Below are 19,663 nucleotides of genomic sequence, written 5' to 3'. Positions count from 1 at the left end.
TCAGGCTCCGATGAGACCGCGCAGGTGCCGCAGCAGCACCGTCAACGACGCGATGTTGTCCGTCTTGAGCTGGTCCACCTCCGCCACCAGCCGCTCTGCCCGACTGATCTTCGCCTCGTTCTCCCGGCGCCAGGCCGCCATGCGCTCATCCGGCGTGCCCGGTTCGGTGCTCTTCAGCACCGAGGTCGTGACATCCCGGATCGCGTGGTAGAGCTCGTCACGCTGCGCGCCGCGGGCCAGCGCCTGCCACTTGTCCTTCCGCGGCAGCCCCGTGATGCGCTCCAGGAGCGAATCGGCGCTGAACTCGTCGTAGACCGTGTAGTACACACCCGCCACCTCGGCGGAGTCGACGCCGAGCTCCCGGGCCACGTCGGCGACGTCGAGCAGCGAGAACGTCTCGAACAGCTCGGAGACCCAGCGTGCCAGGTCCTCCGGCATGCCGGTGGCCAGCACCTCCTCCTTCTGCTGCAGAACGCGTTCCCGGTCCCCGCCCCGCAGGTGCTCCGAGAGGTTGCCGTACAGCGGTCGCAGGTGCTCGGCGAACAGCTCGACATCCTGCTGCACCGTGGTGCCCCGGGGGGCGTGGTTGACGCACCACCGGACCGCGCGGTCCAGCAGGCGCCGCATGTCAAGGTAGGTCAGCGCCCACCGCTCGCGGGGGAAGCTCACCGGCAGGCTGCGCATCGCGGCGTCGAACTCATCGAGGCGGAACAGTTCCCGCACCGTGGCGAAGGCCCGCACCACCTGAGCCTCCGAGGCGAAGGTCTCCTCCATCGCGCGGAAGACGAAGGTCGCCCCACCCATGTTGATCACGTCGTTCGCCAGCACAGTGGCGATGATCTCCCGATGCAGCGGATGCCGTGGCAGCTCCGAGGCGAAGCGGGAGGTGATCTCCTCGGGGAAGTAGTCCTCCAGCAGGGAGGTGAACCAGTCGTCGTCGGGAAGGTCCGAAGCCACCAGCGCACCCTTGAGCTGGATCTTCGCATAGGCCACCAGCACCGCCAGCTCCGGGGAGGTCAGCGGCTGGGACGCATCCCGCCGCTCCTCGAGCTGAGCGTCGGAGGGCAGCACCTCCAGCTCTCGGTCCAGTCCGGCAGAGTCCTCCAACCAGCCCATGAGCCGCTGGAAGCTCGGCGACCAGTCGCCCATCCGATGCCGGTCGGTCATGAGCAGGATGTTCTGGTCCCGGTTGGTCTGCAGGACCAGCTCGGCGACGTCGTCGGTCATCTCCCGCAGCAGCTCGTCCCGCTCCTCGGCCGCCAGGTGGCCCGAGGAGATCAGCTGGTCCACCAGGATCTTGATGTTGACCTCGTGGTCCGAGCAGTCCACGCCGGCGGAGTTGTCGATGGCGTCGGTGTTGAGCCGCACCCCCTGCTGGGCCGCCTCGATGCGGCCGGCCTGGGTGAGACCCAGGTTGCCGCCCTCGCCCACCACGCGGGCCCGCACCTGCCGACCGTCGACGCGGATGCCGTTGTTCGCGCGGTCGCCGACCTCCTCGTGGGTCTCGTGCGAGGCCTTCACATACGTGCCGATCCCGCCGTTGTACAGCAGGTCCACCGGGGCCTGCAGCAGCGCATGGAGCAGCTCCGGCGGCGTCATGACCTCGACGCCGGCCGGAAGGTCGAACCGCCGTCGCATCGGCTCCGTGATGGTGATCGTCTTCGCCGTGCGGGAGAAGACGCCGCCGCCGGCAGAGATCAGCGACTCGTCGTAGGCGTCCCAGCCGGACCGTCCGGCCGTGAACAGCCGCTGGCGCTCCCGGAAGGATGCGCCGGAGTCGGGGTCCGGGTCGATGAAGATGTGCAGGTGGTTGAACGCCGCCACCAGCCGGATGTGCTCCGAGAGCAGCATTCCGTTGCCGAACACGTCCCCAGACATGTCACCGATGCCGATGACGGTGAAATCCTCGCTCTGGGTGTCGTGGCCCAGCTCCGAGAAGTGCGACTTCACCGACTCCCAGGCGCCGCGGGCGGTGATGCCCATCGCCTTGTGGTCATAGCCCACTGAGCCGCCCGAGGCGAAGGCATCGCCCAGCCAGTGCCCGTACTCGGCGGAGACCGCGTTGGCCGTATCGGAGAACGTGGCCGTGCCCTTGTCCGCGGCCACCACCAGGTAGGCATCGTCGCCGTCGTGCCGGACCACGTTCTCCGGTGCCACGATCTCCATCTGCCCGTCGCGCTCCAGCTGGTTGTCGGTGATGTCCAGCAACCCTCGGATGAAGACCTTGTAGGCCTCGCGACCGGCTTCGAACCATGCCCCGCGGTCCTCCGCCGGGTCGGGCAGCTGCTTGGCGTAGAAGCCGCCCTTAGCGCCCGAGGGCACGATCACCGCGTTCTTCACCATCTGTGCCTTCACCAGACCGAGGACCTCCGTGCGGAAGTCCTCCTGACGGTCCGACCAGCGCAGACCGCCACGGGCGACCTTGTCGAAGCGCAGGTGAACCCCTTCCACCTGCGGCGAGTACACCCAGATCTCATGGGCCGGACGGGGCTGCGGAGCCGAGTCGATGGTGCCCGGCGTCAGCTTCAGGGACAGCCAGTCCCGGCCCTGGTAGGCATTGGTCCGCTGCGTGGAGTCGATGAGGTTCAGGAACGTGGAGAGCACCCGGTCGGCGTCGAGGGTGCGCACATTCTCCAGCGCGTCCAGGATCCGCTGACGGGTCTCCTCCATCCGCTCGGCGCGGTCTTCGTCCAGCTGCGGGTCGAAGCGGGCCTCGAAGTAGGCCACCAGCGCGGCCGAGACCTCCGGATTCTGCAGCAGCGCCTCCGCCAGGAAGGCATAGGAGTGCGCGGACCCCAGCTGACGCATGTACTTCGCGTAGGCGCGCAGAACCGTCACCTTCTGGATAGACAGCCCGAGCTGCAGGACCAGGCGGGAGAAGATGTCCGACTCGGCGGTGCCCACCAGCACGTGGCTGTAGGCCTCCTTGAGCAGCTCGATCGTCGTGTGCGGATCCACTCCCGCCGGGTAGCAGAGGCCCAGGTCGTACAGGTGGAAGGTCGTGCCGTCGTCGCAGGTCAGCGTGTAGGAGCGCTCGTCCAGGATGGAGAGGCCGAAATCGTCGAGGATCGGCAGCGTGTCCGTCAGCGTCTTGGGCTCGGAGAGGTAGAGCTTCAGCCTCATATGCGCCGAGTCGTCCCCGCGAGGCGGGTAGAACTGCATGCGTGGGCCGTCCTCGGGGTGCCGCTCCAGCGTCTCGAACTGAGTGATGTCCGCCAGGGCGTCGGAGACCTCGTAGAGCACCCGGTAGTCCTCCGGGAAGGCGTCGCCCCACCGGCGGGTCAGGTCCTCCGCCCGACGGCCGGAGTACCGTTCCTCGGCCTCCTGGGTGATGCCCTCGGCCCAGGAGCGGATGGCCCGGGCCAGCCTGTTCTGCAGCTCGTCGACGGTGATCCCCAGCTCGGCGGCATCGCCCGAGAGGCGCATGCGGAAGAACACCCGAGCCAGGACGGATTCGGTCAGCAGGACGTTGAAGTCGATGGACTCCGCGTCGATGTGGCGCCGCAGCTCCTGCTCCACCCGTTGACGCACCGCCGTGTTGTACCGGTCCCTGGGCAGATACAGGATCGCCGTCATGAACCGCCCGTAGTGGTCCTTGCGGAGGAAGAGCTTCACCCGCCGGCGCTCCTGCAGCTGCAGGATCTGCCAGGCAGTCTCCTCGATCTCCTCGATGTCCATCTGCAGCAGCTCGTTGCGCGGATAGATCTCCAGGATCTGCATCAGGTCCGAGCCGGAATGGGAGTCCGGGCTGAACCCGGAGCGTGCCAGGAGCTGCTGGGCCCGCGAGCGCAGCAGCGGGATGTTCTGGATCGACTGCGTGTAGGCCCGCTGGCTGAACAGACCCACGAAGCGGCGCTCTCCGCGCACCGACCCGTCCGGACCGAAGGTCTTCACCGCGACGTAGTCCATGTAGGTGCGGCGACGCACCGTGGAACGGGAGTTCGCCTTGGTGATCACCAGCGCCCGGCGCTCCCGGGCCCTGGCCCGGCCGGCCTCGGAGAGCTCCGTGGTCCGGTGGAGGGTGCCCTTGCCGCGCACCTGGGAGAGGATGCCCAGCCCGGTCTCCTCCAGCGGCTGCAGGTGCACCGAGTCGTCATCGTGCTCATCGAGCTCGTACTCCCGGTAGCCGAGGAACAGGAAATTCCCATCGGCCATCCAGTCGAGCAGGTCGGCCGACTCCTGGGACTCGTGAAGGCCTTCGGCCTCGCGCAGCAGCCCCGCTGCCCCGCGGGCCTTGCCGATCATGCGGTTCTGGTCCCGGTGGCTCGACTTCACGTCGTCGACGACGCTGTAGAGGCCCTCCACCAGCGCCTCCACCTGCTCGGCGGTGATCACCCGGTCCAGCTCCACGGCGATCCAGGACTCGACGTCGGTGCGCTGCCCCTCATCGGTCAGCACGGAGAGGTCCGGCAGGGTCTGGGTGTCGCCCGAGGACATGCCGCGCTGCGGAGCCGGGACGGAGCGCACACCCAGGACGTCGGAGCCTTCCGGGGTGCGGCTGACCAGGAAGATGGGGTGGACCACCAGGGACATGGCGTGCCCGTTCCGGGAGATCTCGGCAGTCACCGAGTCCACGAGGTGAGGCATGTCGTCGGTGACGACCAGCACGACGCTGCGGCCCTCCACGGTGACGACGTCCGCCTGCGGCGAGGAGTCCCTGCGGCGGCGGGCGAGCTCCAGATGACGAGCCACCCACTCTCTCTGATGCTCCGAGCTGACGGACCACAGATCCTCCGGAGCGACGTGGGCGAAGTACGCGCTCTCCAGAGTCTCCAGATCATCGCCACCACGAGTCCAGAGGGACTTCTCACCGGTCATGTGCACTCACTCTTTCTGGGTCATCGATGCCCCGGTCATGGGCCGGACCACGGTGTCCGACCGCCCGCACCCAGCCTACCGCCTCAGCAGGCGCCTCCGGCGCGTCGGAAGGGTCGCCCCGGCCAGGTCCGCGATCGCGTGGCGCAGGGCCGACTGGGGAGCCGACTCCGCCAGGACACGGCCGGTGAGCAGGGCGTCATCGCAAGCTGCACGGTCCCAGGGCAGGAAGGTCTCCAGCGCCTCGCCGGACCCGAACCGGTCCCAGGCCTCACGCAGCTGGTCCTCGGGGGCGCGGCCGACCGCCTCGCGCCGAATCTGGTTGATCAGCACCTGAGGCTCAGGGGCCTGCGGCAGGTTGAGCCGCAGGTCGTCCAGCGCCTTGACGAGGCGCGGGAAGGAGACGGGATCCGGCCCTCCGACCGCCAGCAGCGTGTCCGCCTCCTCCACGGCGGTGATCGTGGCCGCGTGACGCTGCGGGGCGCGGGTGTCGAAGGTCAGCTCCTCGTCGTGCTCCGTGGGTGCGGCGACGTCGACCACCACGTGGGAGAAGTCACGGGCCGCCCGCTGCAGGACCTGGCGCAGGGCCCCGCCCCGCAGTTCGGGCCACCGATCGGCGCGCGGGAGTCCGGTGAGCAGGTGGAGCCGGTAGCCGCAGATGTCCACCACGGTCAGGGCCCGCCGCAGCCGTGCCGCATCGAGCCGCCCGAGGTCCGCCTGGCGGCAGGCCTGCGCCAGCCCTGCCGACTCCTCGAGAAGGCCCAGATGCGTGGCGGCCGAGGATGCGACGGTGTCAGCATCGATCAGCAGCACACGGGCGCCGGTCAGAGCCAGCTCTGCGGCCAGATTGACCGCCACGGTGGTGCGGCCCGGACTGCCCGGAGCTCCCCAGACGGTCGTGATCCCCGGACGTCGCAGCGCGGCACCGGAGTCCTCCTCTCCGGCGTCCTCCTCGGCGGCTGCCCGCAGGTCCGCATTCTGCGGTCCGGCGTCGTCCCGCCCGGTAGTGCCCCGCCGGGCGGCACCAGCTGCGCGTACGGCATCGTCGTCCCGTGCGGAACCGGTTCCGGCTGCCGCCAGGGGCCTGTCGTCCGGTGTGTGCTCCTCCTGTGTGTGCTCCTCCTGTGTGGGCTCCGCCGAGGCGGCCTCGCGCCGGCTCCGGGTCGTCTCGGCCGCGCTGAGCAGTTCGGCCAGCTCTGCGTCCAGCGGGTGCTGCCCTCCAGGAGCGCCCTCACCCTCCTGTGTGCGCCCCGGAGGCGCCTCCGACTCCGCACCGGAGTCGTGCACTGCAGCAGCCTGTACGTCCGCCGGGTCGACGGGGACGTCATCGAGCTCCTTCCCCACCGCCGCTGGAGCGCCCAGGAGATCCTCATCGGCCGACTGCTCGGGGACCGGCAGTCCCCGCAGCGCGTCGGTGAGCGTCTTCGCGTCCACGGTGTCAGGCAGCGCCACGATTCCCAGAGCCCGCAGTCGGGCACGTTCCTCGGAGACGTCGGACACCGCCACCACGACCAGCCCCGGCTCGGTGAACTCCGTCAGCAGGCTTCCCGTGATGGTCTCGGTCTCCCCGATGATCAGAACCGCATCGGCCATTCCTGTCCGTGCGGCGGCCACCAGCTCTGCGAGGTCTGCGCACCGCCGATCGATAGTCACCGGACCATGGAGTCCCTCGACGGCGGCGATGTGATCCCGCTGAAGGTGACCGGCGGTGATGACCGAGCAGCGCCTCATGGCGCCTCCTCCTCGCCGCCCTCATCCTCATCGGCGTCCTCGCCCTCCGTGGACTCGCCGTCGGGGGCCGATTCGCCCTCATGGTCGCGGCCGCCGGGGCTGCGCCCGCGGGCACGAGGGACAGAGCCGCCGCCGAGCTCCGCGCAGCGAGCACCTCGGGAAGGTCGTCGGGGGCCACCAGCAGCTCCACCGTGACCGCCGACTGGGCGCCGAAGGTCGAGCTGGACTCTGTCACCGCGGAGACCTCGGCCCCGGCGACCACCTGGTCCACGCGGGCACCGGCGTCCTCGCCGATCGCGCCGGGGGTCGCGGCCCACAGGTCCACCGCCCGACCCGGCTCGACCGCACGGGCGAGAGTGTCCTCGATCTCCAACGTGACCGCCTGCCGTCCCAGAGGGTCGACCGCGTCGACGCTCGCGCGGGCACCAGCTCCCCCTCCTCCACCACGGAGACGAACTGCAGATCCGCAGGAGGCTCCCGGTCAGCGCTCAGGTACTGACCCGAGACGTCGTCCAGTCGCACGTCCACAACACGGAGGTCCTCAGCCGAGACCGGTTCGCCGACCGAGATCGTGCGGTCAGCCGCGTACACCGGGGCGGTGCGATCCTGGGAGCCGACCAGCGCCACGACGCCCGCCATCGAGACCACCACCAGGAGGACCCCCACGATGAGCCGCGGGTCCTTCCAGCTGGGCCGTCTCAGCCGATCCGCAGCCTCTGCCGCGGAGCGCGGCGCGGCGTCTGGGTGCTGTTTCTCTGAGGTCATGGATGTGCCCCTCGAAATCCGTTCCGTGCGAGTGGATGCGAGATGCCGTCGACATGGCATCGCCTCGCCTTCAGCGTACCGAATCCACCATCACCGCCGGGCTGCGCATGACAAGCTGTGGATATCCGCATCAACTGTGGACGAATCCCATCGAAGCCCACCGTCTGTGAGAGAATCACCTCATCGGGACGCGGCCGACAGGCCTGTCCCGACTGTCCGTGACGCCGTTCGAGTGAAGGAGACCGATGCGTCGCTTCCTCACCCTCCCCGACGTGGCCGAGATTCTGAACATCTCCATGGACCAGGCCCGCAGCCTCGTGCGCAGCGGAGACCTCGAGGCCATCCAGGTCGGAGGCCGCGGTCAGTGGCGGGTCGAGGAGGCCAAGCTCGATGAGTACATCGAGCGCCAGTATGAGGCCCAGCGCCAGGCGCGTCAGCAGCGCCGACGCACGACCCGCGCCGACTCGGAGTCCTCCGCCTGAATCAGACCGGGGGTCGGCCCTCCGCCCGAATCTCCGACATCGCAGCAAACGGCACGGTCCGCAGCCCGCGGGCTCCACGAAGCCGAGGCACCTCACCCGCGATGGTGAGGGCGACCTCGCAGTGGTCCCGGCCCACGCTGAGCAGCAGCCCGTGGACGAGTACCTCACCCGCTGTGCCTCGGATCTCCACGACGAGGCGATCGCGCGCCAGCCGTCGAAGCACCGCAGCCATCCCCAGACGTCGACGCACCGAGCTGCGCTCACGCTCCGCCCGCCGAGGCAGACCGTCGATCGCCTGGACTGCCACCCGGGGGATCACCACGCCATGATGCCCCTCGGCTCCGGCGATCCACTCCTCGCCCACGGCTCCTAAGCTCAGCTCCACCACGCGCCCTCCGGGCAATGTCACGGCCACCGTCTCCCCGAGGGCCGCCCGGAGACGATCTCCGAGGTCCACCGAGGCCGTCTCATGACGTGTGAACTCCGCGATGTCCCGGCCCAACTCAGCTGCGGCCTCCCCCGCCCACTGGCTCTCGAGGTCGGCGAACAGCGCGTCCCATCGCATGTGATCCCCTCCTCAGGCCCCACCGCCCCTGTCGTTGCGGGACCACACTATCCGAATCGGCCTGTCCCGTGTAACATTCAAGACCACCAAACCACATCAAATCGCATCATCTGATTACACTCGACGTCATGTCCTCCAGACGGCGATGAGGAGATGTGGATGAGCAGAAGGGATCAGGAAGGCCCATGAGCACGGCGACGCCTCTACGACGACGAGATCTTCACCGACCCGATCCACGGGGGCGGGCTGCACGGCGTGAACCGACCCGCAGCTCTGCCCGCCGCACCCGGCCCACCCGCACACGGACGATCCGGCGCGACGCCGGGCTGGAGGTGCCCGCACGGAGCGACCGCCTGCAGGACATGGTCCTCACGCTGCTCACCGTGGCGCTCGGCCCGGTCCTGCTGATCAGCGGTGCGGCCATCCTCGGGGTTCCCCTCGCGTCCATGCTCACGCCCCAGGCCCCGACGATCATGATGGAGAACCTTCCACGACTCGACGCCGGCCTGCGGGACGTCGAGCGAGTCGTGGGACTGGGCGCCGCGGCCGTGGGGCTGCTCCTGAGCGTGGCCTCACTGATCGCCGTGCTGGCCACAGCGCTGCTGGTGGCCCTCAGCCGGCTGGGGCGCGGCGAGGGCGGCCCCGCCCGGGCGCTGTTGGAACGACTCTCCCGGGCTTCATGCGACGCAGTCTCGTGGTGGCTCTGACCGCCCAGCTCGCCGTCGGCGGCGCGGCCGTGGCGACCCACCTGCATCATCAGCCGACCGACCAGACACCCGTGGCCTCCGCTCCGCAGGAGACCGGAGGACCCGAGTCCGGACCGATCCATGACGACGCACGAGGAAGCTCGGACGGACAGACGCCGCTGGATGAGACGCGCTCGGCAGCCTCAGACCGCCAGAACGCTCCAGGCGACTCAGGAGATCCCGGGTCCGGCGGAGACCTGACGGACGACAGGCCCGACGCGCACACCACCGAGCACGAGACGACACAGGAGGAGGACGTCGTGAGTCCACTGTTCACCCCGGACGCCCCTGGTCCGGAGAACGACCGTCACCAGGGCGTGGAGACTCGCGAACGGTCCGCCCAGGAGGTCACCGTCCGTGCCGGCGACACCTTGTGGAGCATCGCCGCCGACCATCTGGGGCCGCAGGCCACCGAATGGGAGATCGCCGAGGCCTGGCCGCAGTGGCACGAGGCCAACCGGGAGATCATCGGTGAGGATCCGCACAGCCTCCTGCCTGGCGCCGTGCTCACGCCGCCGGATGACGACGGCCCCGCCTGAGCGGACCGCGGGAACAGATCTACTCCCGGAGGCGGGGCTGAACCCGATCGATGACGAAGACGACACGAGCTCGGAGCCTTCGACCGCCCGAGCCGCATCACCAGAGAGGACCTGACCATGACTGCGACCCTGTCCGAGCAGCACCCTGAGACCACCGTCCCGGAGCAGGCATCCGGCACCGCCCCTCACCTGAGATCCAGGCTCGCGCGCCGTCAGCGTCCCGCAGAGCCCGGGTCGGCAGAACCCCTGCTGCGACTCGACGCCACGGTGAGGGATGATCCTGAGGCCCGATGGCCCGGAACGCCGCTGCGTCGCCTCAACACGTTCCGACTGCAGCGTGAGGAGCAGGTCCAGCGTCTGCTCCGCCGACGAGAGGCCGCCGACGCGCTCTCTGCGGCCGGCGCCGAGGACACGGACGGCCGACGTCCCACAGAACTGGCCACGCTCCGCGAAGAACGGCGCCAGGTGACCGCAGTCGCGCGCCTGGTCTGCCAGGCGACCATGGAGACGCTGGCCGGACAGCGCCCCGTCCAGCAGCTGGAGCGCTGGCTGGACCCAGGGGTCTTCGACAAGGTGCGCGAACGCGCAGAGCTTCTCGCGCACGCTCGGCGAGTCGACGCCGCCGACGACGCAGTCGCGGCCGCACGGGGCCCGCTCAGCCTGAAGCGACTCCGGTGCTGCGGCGTCTCCCGAGGCGTGTGGGAGGTCGCGGTGGTCTTCGCCGGCGAATCCCGGACCCGGGCCTGCGCGATGCGGCTCGAGGCGCACCGAGGCCGGTGGCGGGTCGTGGCCCTGGAGCTGGGCTGATCAGCTGGCAGGCTGATCAGCTGGCGCTGCGGGGCTCCGTCTGCTTTCCGCCCGTCTCCGTCGGCGCGGTGAAGTTCAGCTTCACCCGGCCCGGTTCCTCCTTCAGACCCGGAACGCTGACCTCTTTGCCTGCGGCGGCCACGCGCCCGTCCTTGACACCCGGCAGCTTCGTCGCCTGGGTCTTCGCGGCCGAAGAGGTCACCTCGGCGTTGAACAGGTAACGGACCGAGTCCTCACGGATCGAGTCGGCCATCGTCTGGAACAGCAGATAGCCCTCGCGCTGATACTCCACCAGGGGGTCGCGCTGAGCCATCGAGCGGAGACCGATTCCGGACTTCAGGTAGTCCATCTCGTAGAGATGCTCCTGCCACTTCTCGTCGATCACCGAGAGCAGGACACGACGCTCGAGCTGGCGCATGGCGTCCTCCCCGAGCTCCTCCTCCTTGCTCTCGTAGGCGATCTTCGCGTCAGAGACGACCTCCCGCTTGAGCATCTTCACGGTGATCTGATCGATCCCGCCGGCCTCCTCGACGATGTCCTCCACCGTCAGCGAGATCGGGTAGAGCGACTCCAGCTCCTCCCACAGGCCCTCGAGATCCCAGTCCTCCGAAGAGTTGGCCGTGGTCTTCTCGTCGATCATCAGACCGATCGCATCCTCGATGAAGTGCTGGACCTTCTCGTGGACGTCGTCGCCCTCCAGGATGCGACGGCGGTCGGAGTAGATCGCCTCACGCTGACGGTTCATGACGTCGTCGTACTTGAGCACGTTCTTGCGGATCTCGGTGTTCTGACCCTCACGCTGCTGCTGGGCATTGGCGATCGCACCGGAGACGAACTTGTGCTCCACCGGGATCTGCTCGTCCATGGCCTTCGAGTTCATGATCCGCTGAGCTGCTGCCTGGTTGAACAGGCGCATGAGGTCATCGGTCAGGGAGATGTAGAACCGGGACTCGCCGGGGTCGCCCTGACGGCCGGACCGGCCGCGGAGCTGGTTGTCGATACGGCGGGACTGGTGACGCTCCGTGCCCAACACGTAGAGGCCGCCGAGCTCGCGGACCTCGTCGCCCTCCTTCTCCGCCTCCTCCTTGGCCGCGGTGAAGACCTCGTCCCACGTGGCCTCGTACTCCTCGGCGTCCTCCACCGGATCCAGGCCGAGCTTCTCCATCGCATGGACCGCGTTGAACTCGGCATTGCCGCCGAGCATGATGTCCGTGCCTCGGCCGGCCATGTTGGTGGCCACGGTGACCGCACCCTTGCGACCCGCCTGGGCGACGATCGCCGCCTCCCGCTCATGGTTCTTCGCGTTGAGGACCTCATGCCGGATGCCGGCCTTCGCCAGGAGCTTGGAGAGGTACTCAGACTTCTCCACGGACTCCGTGCCGACCAGGACAGGCTGGCCCTTCTCGTGCCGCTCGATGATGTCCTTCAGCACCGCGTCGAACTTCACGACCTCGTTCTTGTAGACCAGGTCATTGTGGTCCACGCGCTGTCGCGGCTTGTTCGGCGGGATCGGGACGACGCCGAGCCCGTAGGTGGACATGAACTCGGCGGCCTCGGTCTCCGCGGTGCCGGTCATGCCGGAGATCTTCTCGTAGCCACGGAAGTAGTTCTGCAGCGTGACGGTGGCGCGGGTCTGGTTCTCCGCCTTGATCCGCACACCCTCCTTGGCCTCGATGGCCTGGTGCAGCCCTTCGTTGTAGCGGCGGCCCTTGAGCATGCGGCCGGTGTGCTCGTCGACGATGTGGACCTCGTTCTTCACGACCACATAATCGGTGTCCCGCTTGTAGAGCTCCTTGGCGCGGATCGCGTTGTTCAGGTACTGGATGAGGGTGGTGTTCTGGGTCTCGTAGAGGTTCTCGATGCCCAGATAGTCCTCGACCTTGTCGATTCCGGGCTCCAGCACGCCGACGGTGCGCTTCTTCTCGTCGACCTCGTAGTCCTCGTCCTTGTGGAGCTTCTTCACCAGAGTCGCGAAGTCGGTGTACCACCGGGAGATGTCGCCGGAGGCCGCGCCGGAGATGATCAGCGGCGTGCGGGCCTCGTCGATCAGGATCGAGTCGATCTCGTCGATGATCGCGTAGTGATGCTCCCGCTGGACCAGATCGTCCAGGGACTGAGCCATGTTGTCACGCAGGAAGTCGAAGCCGAACTCATTGTTCGTGCCGTAGGTGATGTCTGCGGCGTAGGCCTCACGCCGCTGAGCCGGCCGGAGATCGTTGGTGATGGTTCCGGTGGTCATGCCCAGGAAGCGGAAGACGCGGCCCATCAGGTCCGACTGGTACTTCGCCAGGTAGTCGTTGACCGTGACGACATGCACGCCCTTGCCGGTCAGCGCGTTCAGATAGGCAGGCAGAGTCGCCACCAGCGTCTTGCCCTCACCGGTTCCCATCTCTGCGATGTTGCCCAGGTGCAGCGCGGCGCCTCCCATGAGCTGGACGTCGTAATGGCGCTGCCCCAGGGTGCGCTGGGACGCCTCACGGACGGCGGCGAAGGCCTCCGGCAGCAGAGAGTTCAGCGACTCGCCGTCCTGGTGGCGCTCACGATAACGGTCCGTCTCGGCGCGCAGCTCGGCGTCGGACAGCTCCTTGAACTCATCCTCCAAGAGGTTGACGGCGTCCGCGTAGGCGCGCAGCGTCTTGAGGATCTTCTTGTCCCCGGTCTTGAGGATTCGTTCGAGCAGAGTAGGCACGGCCGGTTCTCCATCAGGTGTGTATCGGTGCTCGGCTCATCCACTGGCGCTCCCATGTGTCGGGGACCACCTGCACGGAGCCGCGTGTCAGTCTACGCGCTGAGGCTGGACTGCGCCTAAAGACTCCCAGCACGGTCGCCGGGGCTCTCGAGCCCCGGCAGGTCGACGGGGCCCGGGCGTCTCGCCCGGACCCCGTCGTCCTGATCATTGCGTCACTGTCGACGGTGACCTTCTCCGGTCCGGCCCGTCAAGGTCGGCCGAGGGGTCCTCCGTTCAGGCCACCCCCACCTTCCGAGGGGAGGTGCCGTTCTCCGGCCGGTAGCTCCGCTCCTCCGTGATCGGCGTGTCCGTCGAGTGCTCGGCATCGAGCGAGATGACGCCGTAGGTCCACCCACGACGTCGGTACACCGCCGAGGGCTGTCCCGTCTCGGCGTCGACGTACAGGTAGAAGTCGTGTCCCACCAGCTCCATCGCGTCGACGGCGGCATCGACGCTCATCGGCTCGGCAGGAAACACCTTGCGCCGGATCTTGATCGGCGCGCTGTCCCCATCATCCTCGCCCGGCGGCTGGTCGTCCGCGGCGGCCGCGTCCAGCACCTGCTGATAGAGGGGCCGGTCGGTGGGGACAGGTTCGAGTCCGGACATCGCGGTGGCGACGTCGGGGGCTCCGTTGCGGGAGGCGTTGTGAGCGCGGGACTTCTTCCGGTCCCTGGCGCGCCGGAGACGCTCGGTCAGCTTGTTGAGCGCGATCTCGAACGCTGCGAACTTGTCCTCGGCCTGGGCTTCCGAGCGCACCACCTTGCCTCGACCGATGACGGTCATCTCGACGGTCAGCGCCGTGTCGGCGCGACGGTGGGAGTTCTCGGAGGCGACTTTCACTTCCAGGCGATGGCCCTTGTCCGCGAGCTGCTCGATCTTGTCGAGCTTGTCCTCGACGTGCTCCTTGAAGGCGGAGGGGATCTGGATGTTCCGTCCGGTGTAGCTGACCTGAAGGGTCATGGTGTCCTCCTCGTTTCCGATGACAGCACAGCGGCCGACCAGGACACTCGTCCCGTCGCCGTTGCGATGGGACCCATCGTGAAGATACCCATACTCCACCCTAGGACGAATCGCTCCATTCGTCACGGGGGAATCCGGAACTCTCCGAGGGCTTCCGAGCAGGCCCTCCCCCGGCGCTCCTGTCCCGACGCGCGGCGGCCACCACCGCGGCCCCGGAGACATCCGCGCCGACCTCGCGGAGCACGCGATGCAGCTCATGCAGGGTGGCCCCAGTCGTGAGCACGTCGTCGACGAGGAGCACCCTCGCTCCGGGCAGCCTGCGGCGTCCGGCGGCCGTCACCCGCAGCGTGCCGCGCAGGGCCCGTCGTCGAGCCACCGATCCGCGGGTCTTCTGGCGGCCGCCCGCAGCAGCGAGCGCAGTGCGCGGAGGGCATCACCGTCACCAGTCCGCCGGTGGGCCTCAGCCCGACGGCGCGCAGCAGATGATCGACAGGCCGGTGGCTGCGGCGCAGCAGGGACGCCGGCGTCGGCGGAGGTGTGACCAGCAACGGCCCAGCCTGCTGCACCCGCCCCTGGAGCCCCGCGTCCCACCCCGGATGGCCCTCACCGTCCCGTGCCCTCTGAGGTTCGCCCACAGTCTCGACGGCGGCGCGCAGCGCCGGCGCCAGCAGGCGCGACAGGCCGACCACCTCGTGGTCCTTGAACGCCAGGATCGCGCGGGCGACGACGCCGTCGTACGATGCGGCGGCGACCACGGGCAGCACACCCATCCCGTCGTCCTCCCCCGCCGACGAGGGCACCAGCGGCAGCGCCAAGGCCTGGTCCTCCGCCCGAAACGGCGAACTCGTCCTCTCGGCCAGCAGCTGAGCACAGTCGCGGCACAGCACCGTATCCTCCCGGCCGCATCCGGCGCACCAGACCGGAGACAGGACACCGGCCAGCTCACGTGCCGCGCGGCGCAGCGAGGACGTCCAGCCCGTGGGCCGTGAGGAACGGTGGGCACCCATGCCGGCATCCTCCCCGACCGCGGTCACCGGCAGGAGCCTCCTACCATGGACTGTGGAGAGTCTGGCGTGTCCTCGCCGGGCCGACCGCCGCTGGGGAGGAGCGTGCCACGCGGCAGACGACGAGCGCACCCGACCGGGGCCGCAGCACACCGGGGGCCGCAGCACACGGGGCCGGAGCGCAGGATCCGTCATCCGGGGAAGGCGTAGTCCCGGACCTCCACCTGCTCGTTGATGTCCCAGCTGTCTCCGCTGCGGGAGTTGTACGGGGCGTCCACCCGCTCGGCGAAGACCGTGCGCACCCCTTCACCGGCCGAGATGTTCTGCAGTCCCAGCAACGGGCTGCCCATCGCCTGACTGGAACCGTTGAGGTTCACCCGTTCGGCGGTCTCCGCCGAGTCCTCCGAGTTCGCCCAGGCCACCAGAGCGTCCGACTCGAGCCACCGCACATCGTCCGGGGGCGTGGTGGTCTGCAGCGCGATGGGCTCTCCCAGCCCGCGCGGCGTCCCGGAGGAGTCGCGGACCACGCCGGCCAGGTAGAGCCCGGACTCGCCGCCGTCGTCGGCCACGACCACGGCGCGCGCACCGTCCTGCGAGACTCTCAGAGCCTCGACGTCGAGCGCCTCCAACCAGTCGGCGCTGACCTCCAGCGTCGACTGGGAGAGCGTCTCGTCATAGGCGGCCACGTGGACGTGGGAGCCGTCATCGTCCCGGGAGGTCGTCCAGGTCCATCCGAAGTTGTCCATGGAGGGCCGGGTGAGGTTCTCTCCGGTGAGCACGAGGTCCGGGTCACGGTGCGGCCGCAGATGGTAGAGGCGCTCCCCCTCACCGTCCAGGAAGGCGAAGATCTCCTCCGCCTGGGCGGGCACGGCGGGCTTCTGCGGCTCCAGCTCCGAGATGTCCGGCAGGCTGCCGATCGACAGGGTCTGCAGATCCTGCACGCGGACCAGGGTGTCGTCGAGGACTCCGACCTGGGTGTTGCTGACGCTGGGGTCCCGTTCGATGTCCAACGTGTCGGTGGGCTGCTCCGGCATCTCGTACTCGGTCTGGCCGGAGATGATCTCCACCTCCCGCACCGTGGGCAGGTCGAGGAGCACCATCTCCAGCTGATGCTTCATCAGGAGCCTCTCCTGGGCCGTCGCTCCGCGCAGGTGCTCGGCGTCCAGGTCCACCACGGCTGTGCCGTCCTCCACGGGGACCGTGGGCCTCTGCAGCTCCGTGCCGTCGGAGAAGGCCGACGTCACCGCGGGCTCCAGATACGTGGCCGGGCCGTCGAGCAGCGCACTGACGATCTCTGTGGGGACGCCTGTGCGGCTGCTGCGGAACCAGCGGATGTCCGGCACGGCGTACCGCTGCTGCGGATCATAGAAGTAGAGGGTATGGGACTCGTACACCGTGGGGAACGATCCGGAGGTCACCATCGTGCCCTCGGGCGCATCGGCGATGCGCCACTCGCCGTCGACCTGCTCCAGTTCGAACTCCTCGGTCTGGGTCTGCCCCTCCGGGAACTGGGTGAGGATCCCGGTCTCGTCCACCGCAGACTCCACCTCCATCTGCACCGAGTAGCTGTCATCACCCATGGAGAGCACATTGGGGTCCCCCGAGTAGACCAAGGTGCGTGCGCCCGAGCTCCATCGGGCTCCTGCCTCGTCGGTCATGTACTCCCGGGCGACCTCGTACTGGTTGGTCGGCTCCACTCCGGCGTTGATGAAGCCCAGCACGATCTCTTCCGGATCCATGCCCTGCACCGGAGAGGCCGCCTGGATGGAATAGGCGGGGTCTCCGCCGACGTCGAGCTCGGAGGTGCCCACCGGCCCGTCGGTGGGCACCATGGGCGTGCAGCCGGAGGCCACCAGGCGGCCCCGGCCAGGGCGGCGATCAGAGCGGCCAGGCGACGGCTCATCCTCAGCTCCCCTCCTTCGGCTCGAGCAGCGACTGTTCGGCGATCCGGTCATGGTCGACCTCCCCGGTGACGGGTGTGCCGTCCACGGGGGTGGCGATGCTTCGGCGGTCGGAGGACCGATAGACCGGCGGCAGCGCCAGCGGCGAGGCACGGTACGGCTCCCCCAGCCTCCGGGGCAGGACCAGCCGGAAGCAGGAGCCCTGCCCCTTCTGGCCCCACGCGTCGAGCGCGCCCTGGTGCAGTCGGGTGTCCTCCGTGGCGATGGACAGGCCGAGCCCGGAGCCGCCGGTGGTGCGGGCCCTCGCAGGGTCCGCACGCCAGAACCGGTCGAAGACATGCGCCACCTCCGACGGGCTCATGCCGATCCCGTGGTCCCGCACGGCGACCCCGACGCAGTCGGCGAGGAGGCGATCACCAGGTCCACCGGCCGCGCCTCAGAATGCTCGATGGCGTTGTTGATCAGGTTCCGCAGGATCCTGTCGATGCGCCGCGGATCCGCCTCCACGACGAAGTCCTCCCCCTGGACCACGATCGACAGCTGCGTCCGGGACTGGTCTGCCAGCGGCAGGGCCGCAGTCAGGGCGTCCTCGGCGAGGCTGCGCAGGTCCACATCGGCGAGGGCGAGCTCGGCCGCGCCGGCGTCGAAGCGCGACATCTCCAGCAGGTCCGAGAGCATCGCTTGGAAACGCTCGACCTGGTGATAGAGCAGCTCCGCGGAACGCTGGTTGACAGGGTCGAAGTCCTCCCGCGACTCGTGCAGGACCTCAGCCGCCATGCGCACCGTGGTCAGGGGTGTGCGGAGCTCATGGGAGACGTCGGAGACGAATCGCTGCTGCATCTTGGACAGGTTCGCCAGCTGGGTGATCTGCTCCTGCAGGTTCGAGGCCATCCGGTTGAACGAGATGCCCAGCCGGGCGATCTCGTCCTCTCCACGCACGGCCAACCGCTGGTCGAGCTGGCCCGCAGCGATACGTTCGGAGACTTCGGCGGCCTGCGAGATCGGTGAGACGACGGAGCGGGTGACCCAGGCCGCCACCGCCATGTTGAGCACCAGCAGCGCCAGTCCGGCCAGCAGCATGATCCTGGTCAGGAAGGCCAAGGTGTCCTGGACGGTGGAGAAGTCGTAGAGGAAGTACAGGCCCATGATGTCCCCGGAGGCAGCGTGACCTGAGTGCCGAAGATGACTCCGGGCACCTCCACTCCATCCCGGGTGAAGCCAACGGACTGCCAGTACTGGCCGGTGCCGCCGGCCACGGCGTCGCGCAGCTCCTGGGACACCACCTCTTCAGCGGCGACCTCGTCGCCGATGGGGATCCGACCGGCCACCGCACGGGTGTCGGACTCGTCGTCCAACGGGAGCAGGTACACGTAGCGCCGCACCTGGGAGCCGGTGTCCTCCTGCTCCGAGAGGGTGGACTCCACCAGACGGTCGGCCTCGCTGCGGTCGGCGGTGGAGGCCGAGCTGAACTCATTGCGGATCCGCTGCATGCCGTTGGCGGCTTCGAGCTCCACCTGGTCGAAGCGCTCCTGGAACAGACCCGTGGTCACCTGCTGCGCCAGGAAGGCCGCCACCAGGCCCGTGCCGAGCATGGTCAGCAGGCCCGTGAAGGCCACGGCGCGGAACAGCAGCGAGCGTCCCCACAGCCGCGGGATGCGGGCCAGACGTCGACCGGCACGGCGGAACAGCCCGGCAGCGGGCTCCCTCTCCCGGACCTCCGGTGTCTCCGCCGTCGTCGGCGCTCGGTGCGGGCCTGCCGGATCACCGGGATGGATCCGGTCGTGGACGCTACTGCTCGGGAGGCGGAGGCGCGGCTCTCGTCCTCGGTGATGTCCTACCCCTGTCCGCCGGCCTTGTATCCCACGCCCCGGACGGTCTGGACGATCTCCGGGTGCTCGGGGTCCTTCTCGATCTTGGAGCGCAGGCGTTGGACGTGCACGTTGACCAGGCGGGTGTCGGCCTGGTGCCGGTAGCCCCATACCTCCTCGAGGAGCATCTCCCGATTCCACACCTGCCAGGGCTTCTTGGCCAAGGCGGTGAGCAGGTCGAACTCCAGCGGGGTCAGCGAGATCCGCGTCTCGCCGCGGCGCACCTCATGACCGGCCACATCGATGGTGAGGTCGCCGATGCTCAGCTGTTCGCTGTCGGGCCGAGTCTGCGTCTCAGCCGGGCGCAGCCGAGCCCGGACCCGTGCCACGAGCTCGGCCGGCTTGAAGGGCTTGGGCACGTAGTCGTCGGCACCGGCCTCAAGGCCCCGCACGACGTCGGCGGTGTCCGACTTCGCGGTGAGCATGATGATCGGGGTGTCGGCCTCGTCGCGGATCTCGCGGCACACTTCGATGCCGTCCTTGCCGGGGAGCATGAGGTCCAGCAGCACGACGTCGGGCTTGGTGCTGCGGAACTCGTCGAGGGCGGCATCTCCTGTGGTGCAGAAGGTGGGTTCGAAGCCGTCGTTGCGCAGCACGATGCCGATCATCTCGGCCAGCGCCTCATCGTCGTCGACGACCAGAATCCTGGCTTTCATCAGCTCTCCTGTTCCTCTCGTCCAGCCCGCGCACGGTCCGTCCCGCCAGGATATATGACGGGGCCCTCACGACCGACCGCCGTGCATGTCATAGGG

General features: G+C 68.8%; 17 protein-coding genes. 4 read left to right on the top strand and 13 right to left on the bottom strand.

All coding sequences use genetic code 11. The features are described 5' to 3' along the window. The 3 genes from BCY76_RS03455 to BCY76_RS03445 form a co-directional block, all read right to left on the bottom strand. Positions 1-4,818, bottom strand: coding sequence for an NAD-glutamate dehydrogenase (locus BCY76_RS03455; RefSeq protein ID WP_085437162.1), 4,818 nt, complete (start codon positions 4,816-4,818; stop codon positions 1-3). Positions 4,819-4,893: 75 nt separating this feature from the next. Next, positions 4,894-6,546, bottom strand: coding sequence for an AAA family ATPase (locus BCY76_RS03450; RefSeq protein ID WP_070159248.1), 1,653 nt, complete (start codon positions 6,544-6,546; stop codon positions 4,894-4,896). A 231-nt stretch (positions 6,547-6,777) separates the two neighbouring features. Next, positions 6,778-7,311 (bottom strand): SAF domain-containing protein, encoded by a 534-nt coding sequence (locus tag BCY76_RS03445; protein WP_139827595.1) that lies wholly within the window; start codon positions 7,309-7,311, stop codon positions 6,778-6,780. 245 nt (positions 7,312-7,556) lie between these two features. Between BCY76_RS03445 and BCY76_RS03440 the strand changes: the two genes are divergently transcribed. Further along, a complete protein-coding gene (locus BCY76_RS03440; RefSeq protein ID WP_070159245.1) occupies positions 7,557-7,793 on the top strand; it encodes a helix-turn-helix domain-containing protein in 237 nt (78 codons plus the stop codon). A 1-nt stretch (position 7,794) separates the two neighbouring features. Here BCY76_RS03440 and BCY76_RS03435 read toward each other — a convergent pair whose 3' ends face one another. Continuing rightward, positions 7,795-8,358 carry a hypothetical protein gene (locus tag BCY76_RS03435; protein WP_070159243.1) on the bottom strand — a complete coding sequence of 188 codons (564 nt, stop codon included), beginning with the start codon at positions 8,356-8,358 and terminating at the stop codon, positions 7,795-7,797. Positions 8,359-8,690: 332 nt separating this feature from the next. Between BCY76_RS03435 and BCY76_RS03430 the strand changes: the two genes are divergently transcribed. The 3 genes from BCY76_RS03430 (at position 8,691) to BCY76_RS03420 (ending at position 10,450) form a co-directional block, all read left to right on the top strand. Next, the gene (locus BCY76_RS03430; RefSeq protein ID WP_070159241.1) at positions 8,691-9,065 is read left to right on the top strand and encodes a hypothetical protein; all 375 of its coding nucleotides are present in this window, start codon (positions 8,691-8,693) and stop codon (positions 9,063-9,065) included. After that, a complete protein-coding gene (locus BCY76_RS03425; protein WP_139827594.1) occupies positions 9,038-9,643 on the top strand; it encodes a LysM peptidoglycan-binding domain-containing protein in 606 nt (201 codons plus the stop codon). Before BCY76_RS03430 ends, BCY76_RS03425 begins: the two co-directional genes overlap by 28 nt. A 117-nt stretch (positions 9,644-9,760) precedes the next feature. Beyond that, on the top strand, positions 9,761-10,450 hold the full coding sequence (locus BCY76_RS03420; RefSeq protein ID WP_070159238.1) for an Rv3235 family protein: 690 nt from the start codon (positions 9,761-9,763) through the stop codon (positions 10,448-10,450). 16 nt (positions 10,451-10,466) lie between these two features. On the opposite strand, the gene secA is transcribed toward BCY76_RS03420, so the two are convergent. The 9 genes from secA to mtrA all read right to left on the bottom strand — a co-directional run bounded on the left by secA (position 10,467) and on the right by mtrA (position 19,567). Beyond that, the gene (gene secA, locus BCY76_RS03415; RefSeq protein ID WP_070159237.1) at positions 10,467-13,139 is read right to left on the bottom strand and encodes a preprotein translocase subunit SecA; all 2,673 of its coding nucleotides are present in this window, start codon (positions 13,137-13,139) and stop codon (positions 10,467-10,469) included. Positions 13,140-13,412: 273 nt separating this feature from the next. After that, the gene (gene hpf / locus BCY76_RS03410) at positions 13,413-14,138 is read right to left on the bottom strand and encodes a ribosome hibernation-promoting factor, HPF/YfiA family (RefSeq protein WP_070159321.1); all 726 of its coding nucleotides are present in this window, start codon (positions 14,136-14,138) and stop codon (positions 13,413-13,415) included. A 100-nt stretch (positions 14,139-14,238) separates the two neighbouring features. Beyond that, on the bottom strand, positions 14,239-14,421 hold the full coding sequence (locus BCY76_RS03405) for a hypothetical protein (protein WP_237089940.1): 183 nt from the start codon (positions 14,419-14,421) through the stop codon (positions 14,239-14,241). Then, on the bottom strand, positions 14,393-15,145 hold the full coding sequence (locus tag BCY76_RS18845) for a hypothetical protein (RefSeq protein ID WP_237089939.1): 753 nt from the start codon (positions 15,143-15,145) through the stop codon (positions 14,393-14,395). Before BCY76_RS18845 ends, BCY76_RS03405 begins: the two co-directional genes overlap by 29 nt. A gap of 188 nt (positions 15,146-15,333) precedes the next feature. Continuing rightward, a complete protein-coding gene (locus tag BCY76_RS03400; protein WP_070159235.1) occupies positions 15,334-16,974 on the bottom strand; it encodes an LpqB family beta-propeller domain-containing protein in 1,641 nt (546 codons plus the stop codon). A gap of 73 nt (positions 16,975-17,047) precedes the next feature. Next, complete coding sequence (locus tag BCY76_RS17385) at positions 17,048-17,404, bottom strand: ATP-binding protein (protein WP_139827593.1); 357 nt, start codon at positions 17,402-17,404, stop codon at positions 17,048-17,050. Next, a complete protein-coding gene (locus tag BCY76_RS17380) occupies positions 17,401-18,189 on the bottom strand; it encodes a sensor histidine kinase (RefSeq protein ID WP_139827592.1) in 789 nt (262 codons plus the stop codon). The genes BCY76_RS17385 and BCY76_RS17380 overlap by 4 nt, the downstream gene beginning before the upstream one ends. Next, positions 18,132-18,659 carry a hypothetical protein gene (locus tag BCY76_RS17375; protein ID WP_139827591.1) on the bottom strand — a complete coding sequence of 176 codons (528 nt, stop codon included), beginning with the start codon at positions 18,657-18,659 and terminating at the stop codon, positions 18,132-18,134. Before BCY76_RS17375 ends, BCY76_RS17380 begins: the two co-directional genes overlap by 58 nt. A gap of 218 nt (positions 18,660-18,877) precedes the next feature. After that, positions 18,878-19,567, bottom strand: a complete 690-nt coding sequence (mtrA, locus tag BCY76_RS03390) for an MtrAB system response regulator MtrA (RefSeq protein WP_070159230.1) — start codon at positions 19,565-19,567, stop codon at positions 18,878-18,880. Positions 19,568-19,663: the final 96 nt, after the last annotated feature.

This window comes from Nesterenkonia sp. PF2B19, from assembly GCF_001758425.2.
Classification (GTDB): domain Bacteria; phylum Actinomycetota; class Actinomycetes; order Actinomycetales; family Micrococcaceae; genus Nesterenkonia; species Nesterenkonia aethiopica.
This window is presented reverse-complemented; position numbering and strand designations above follow the sequence as displayed.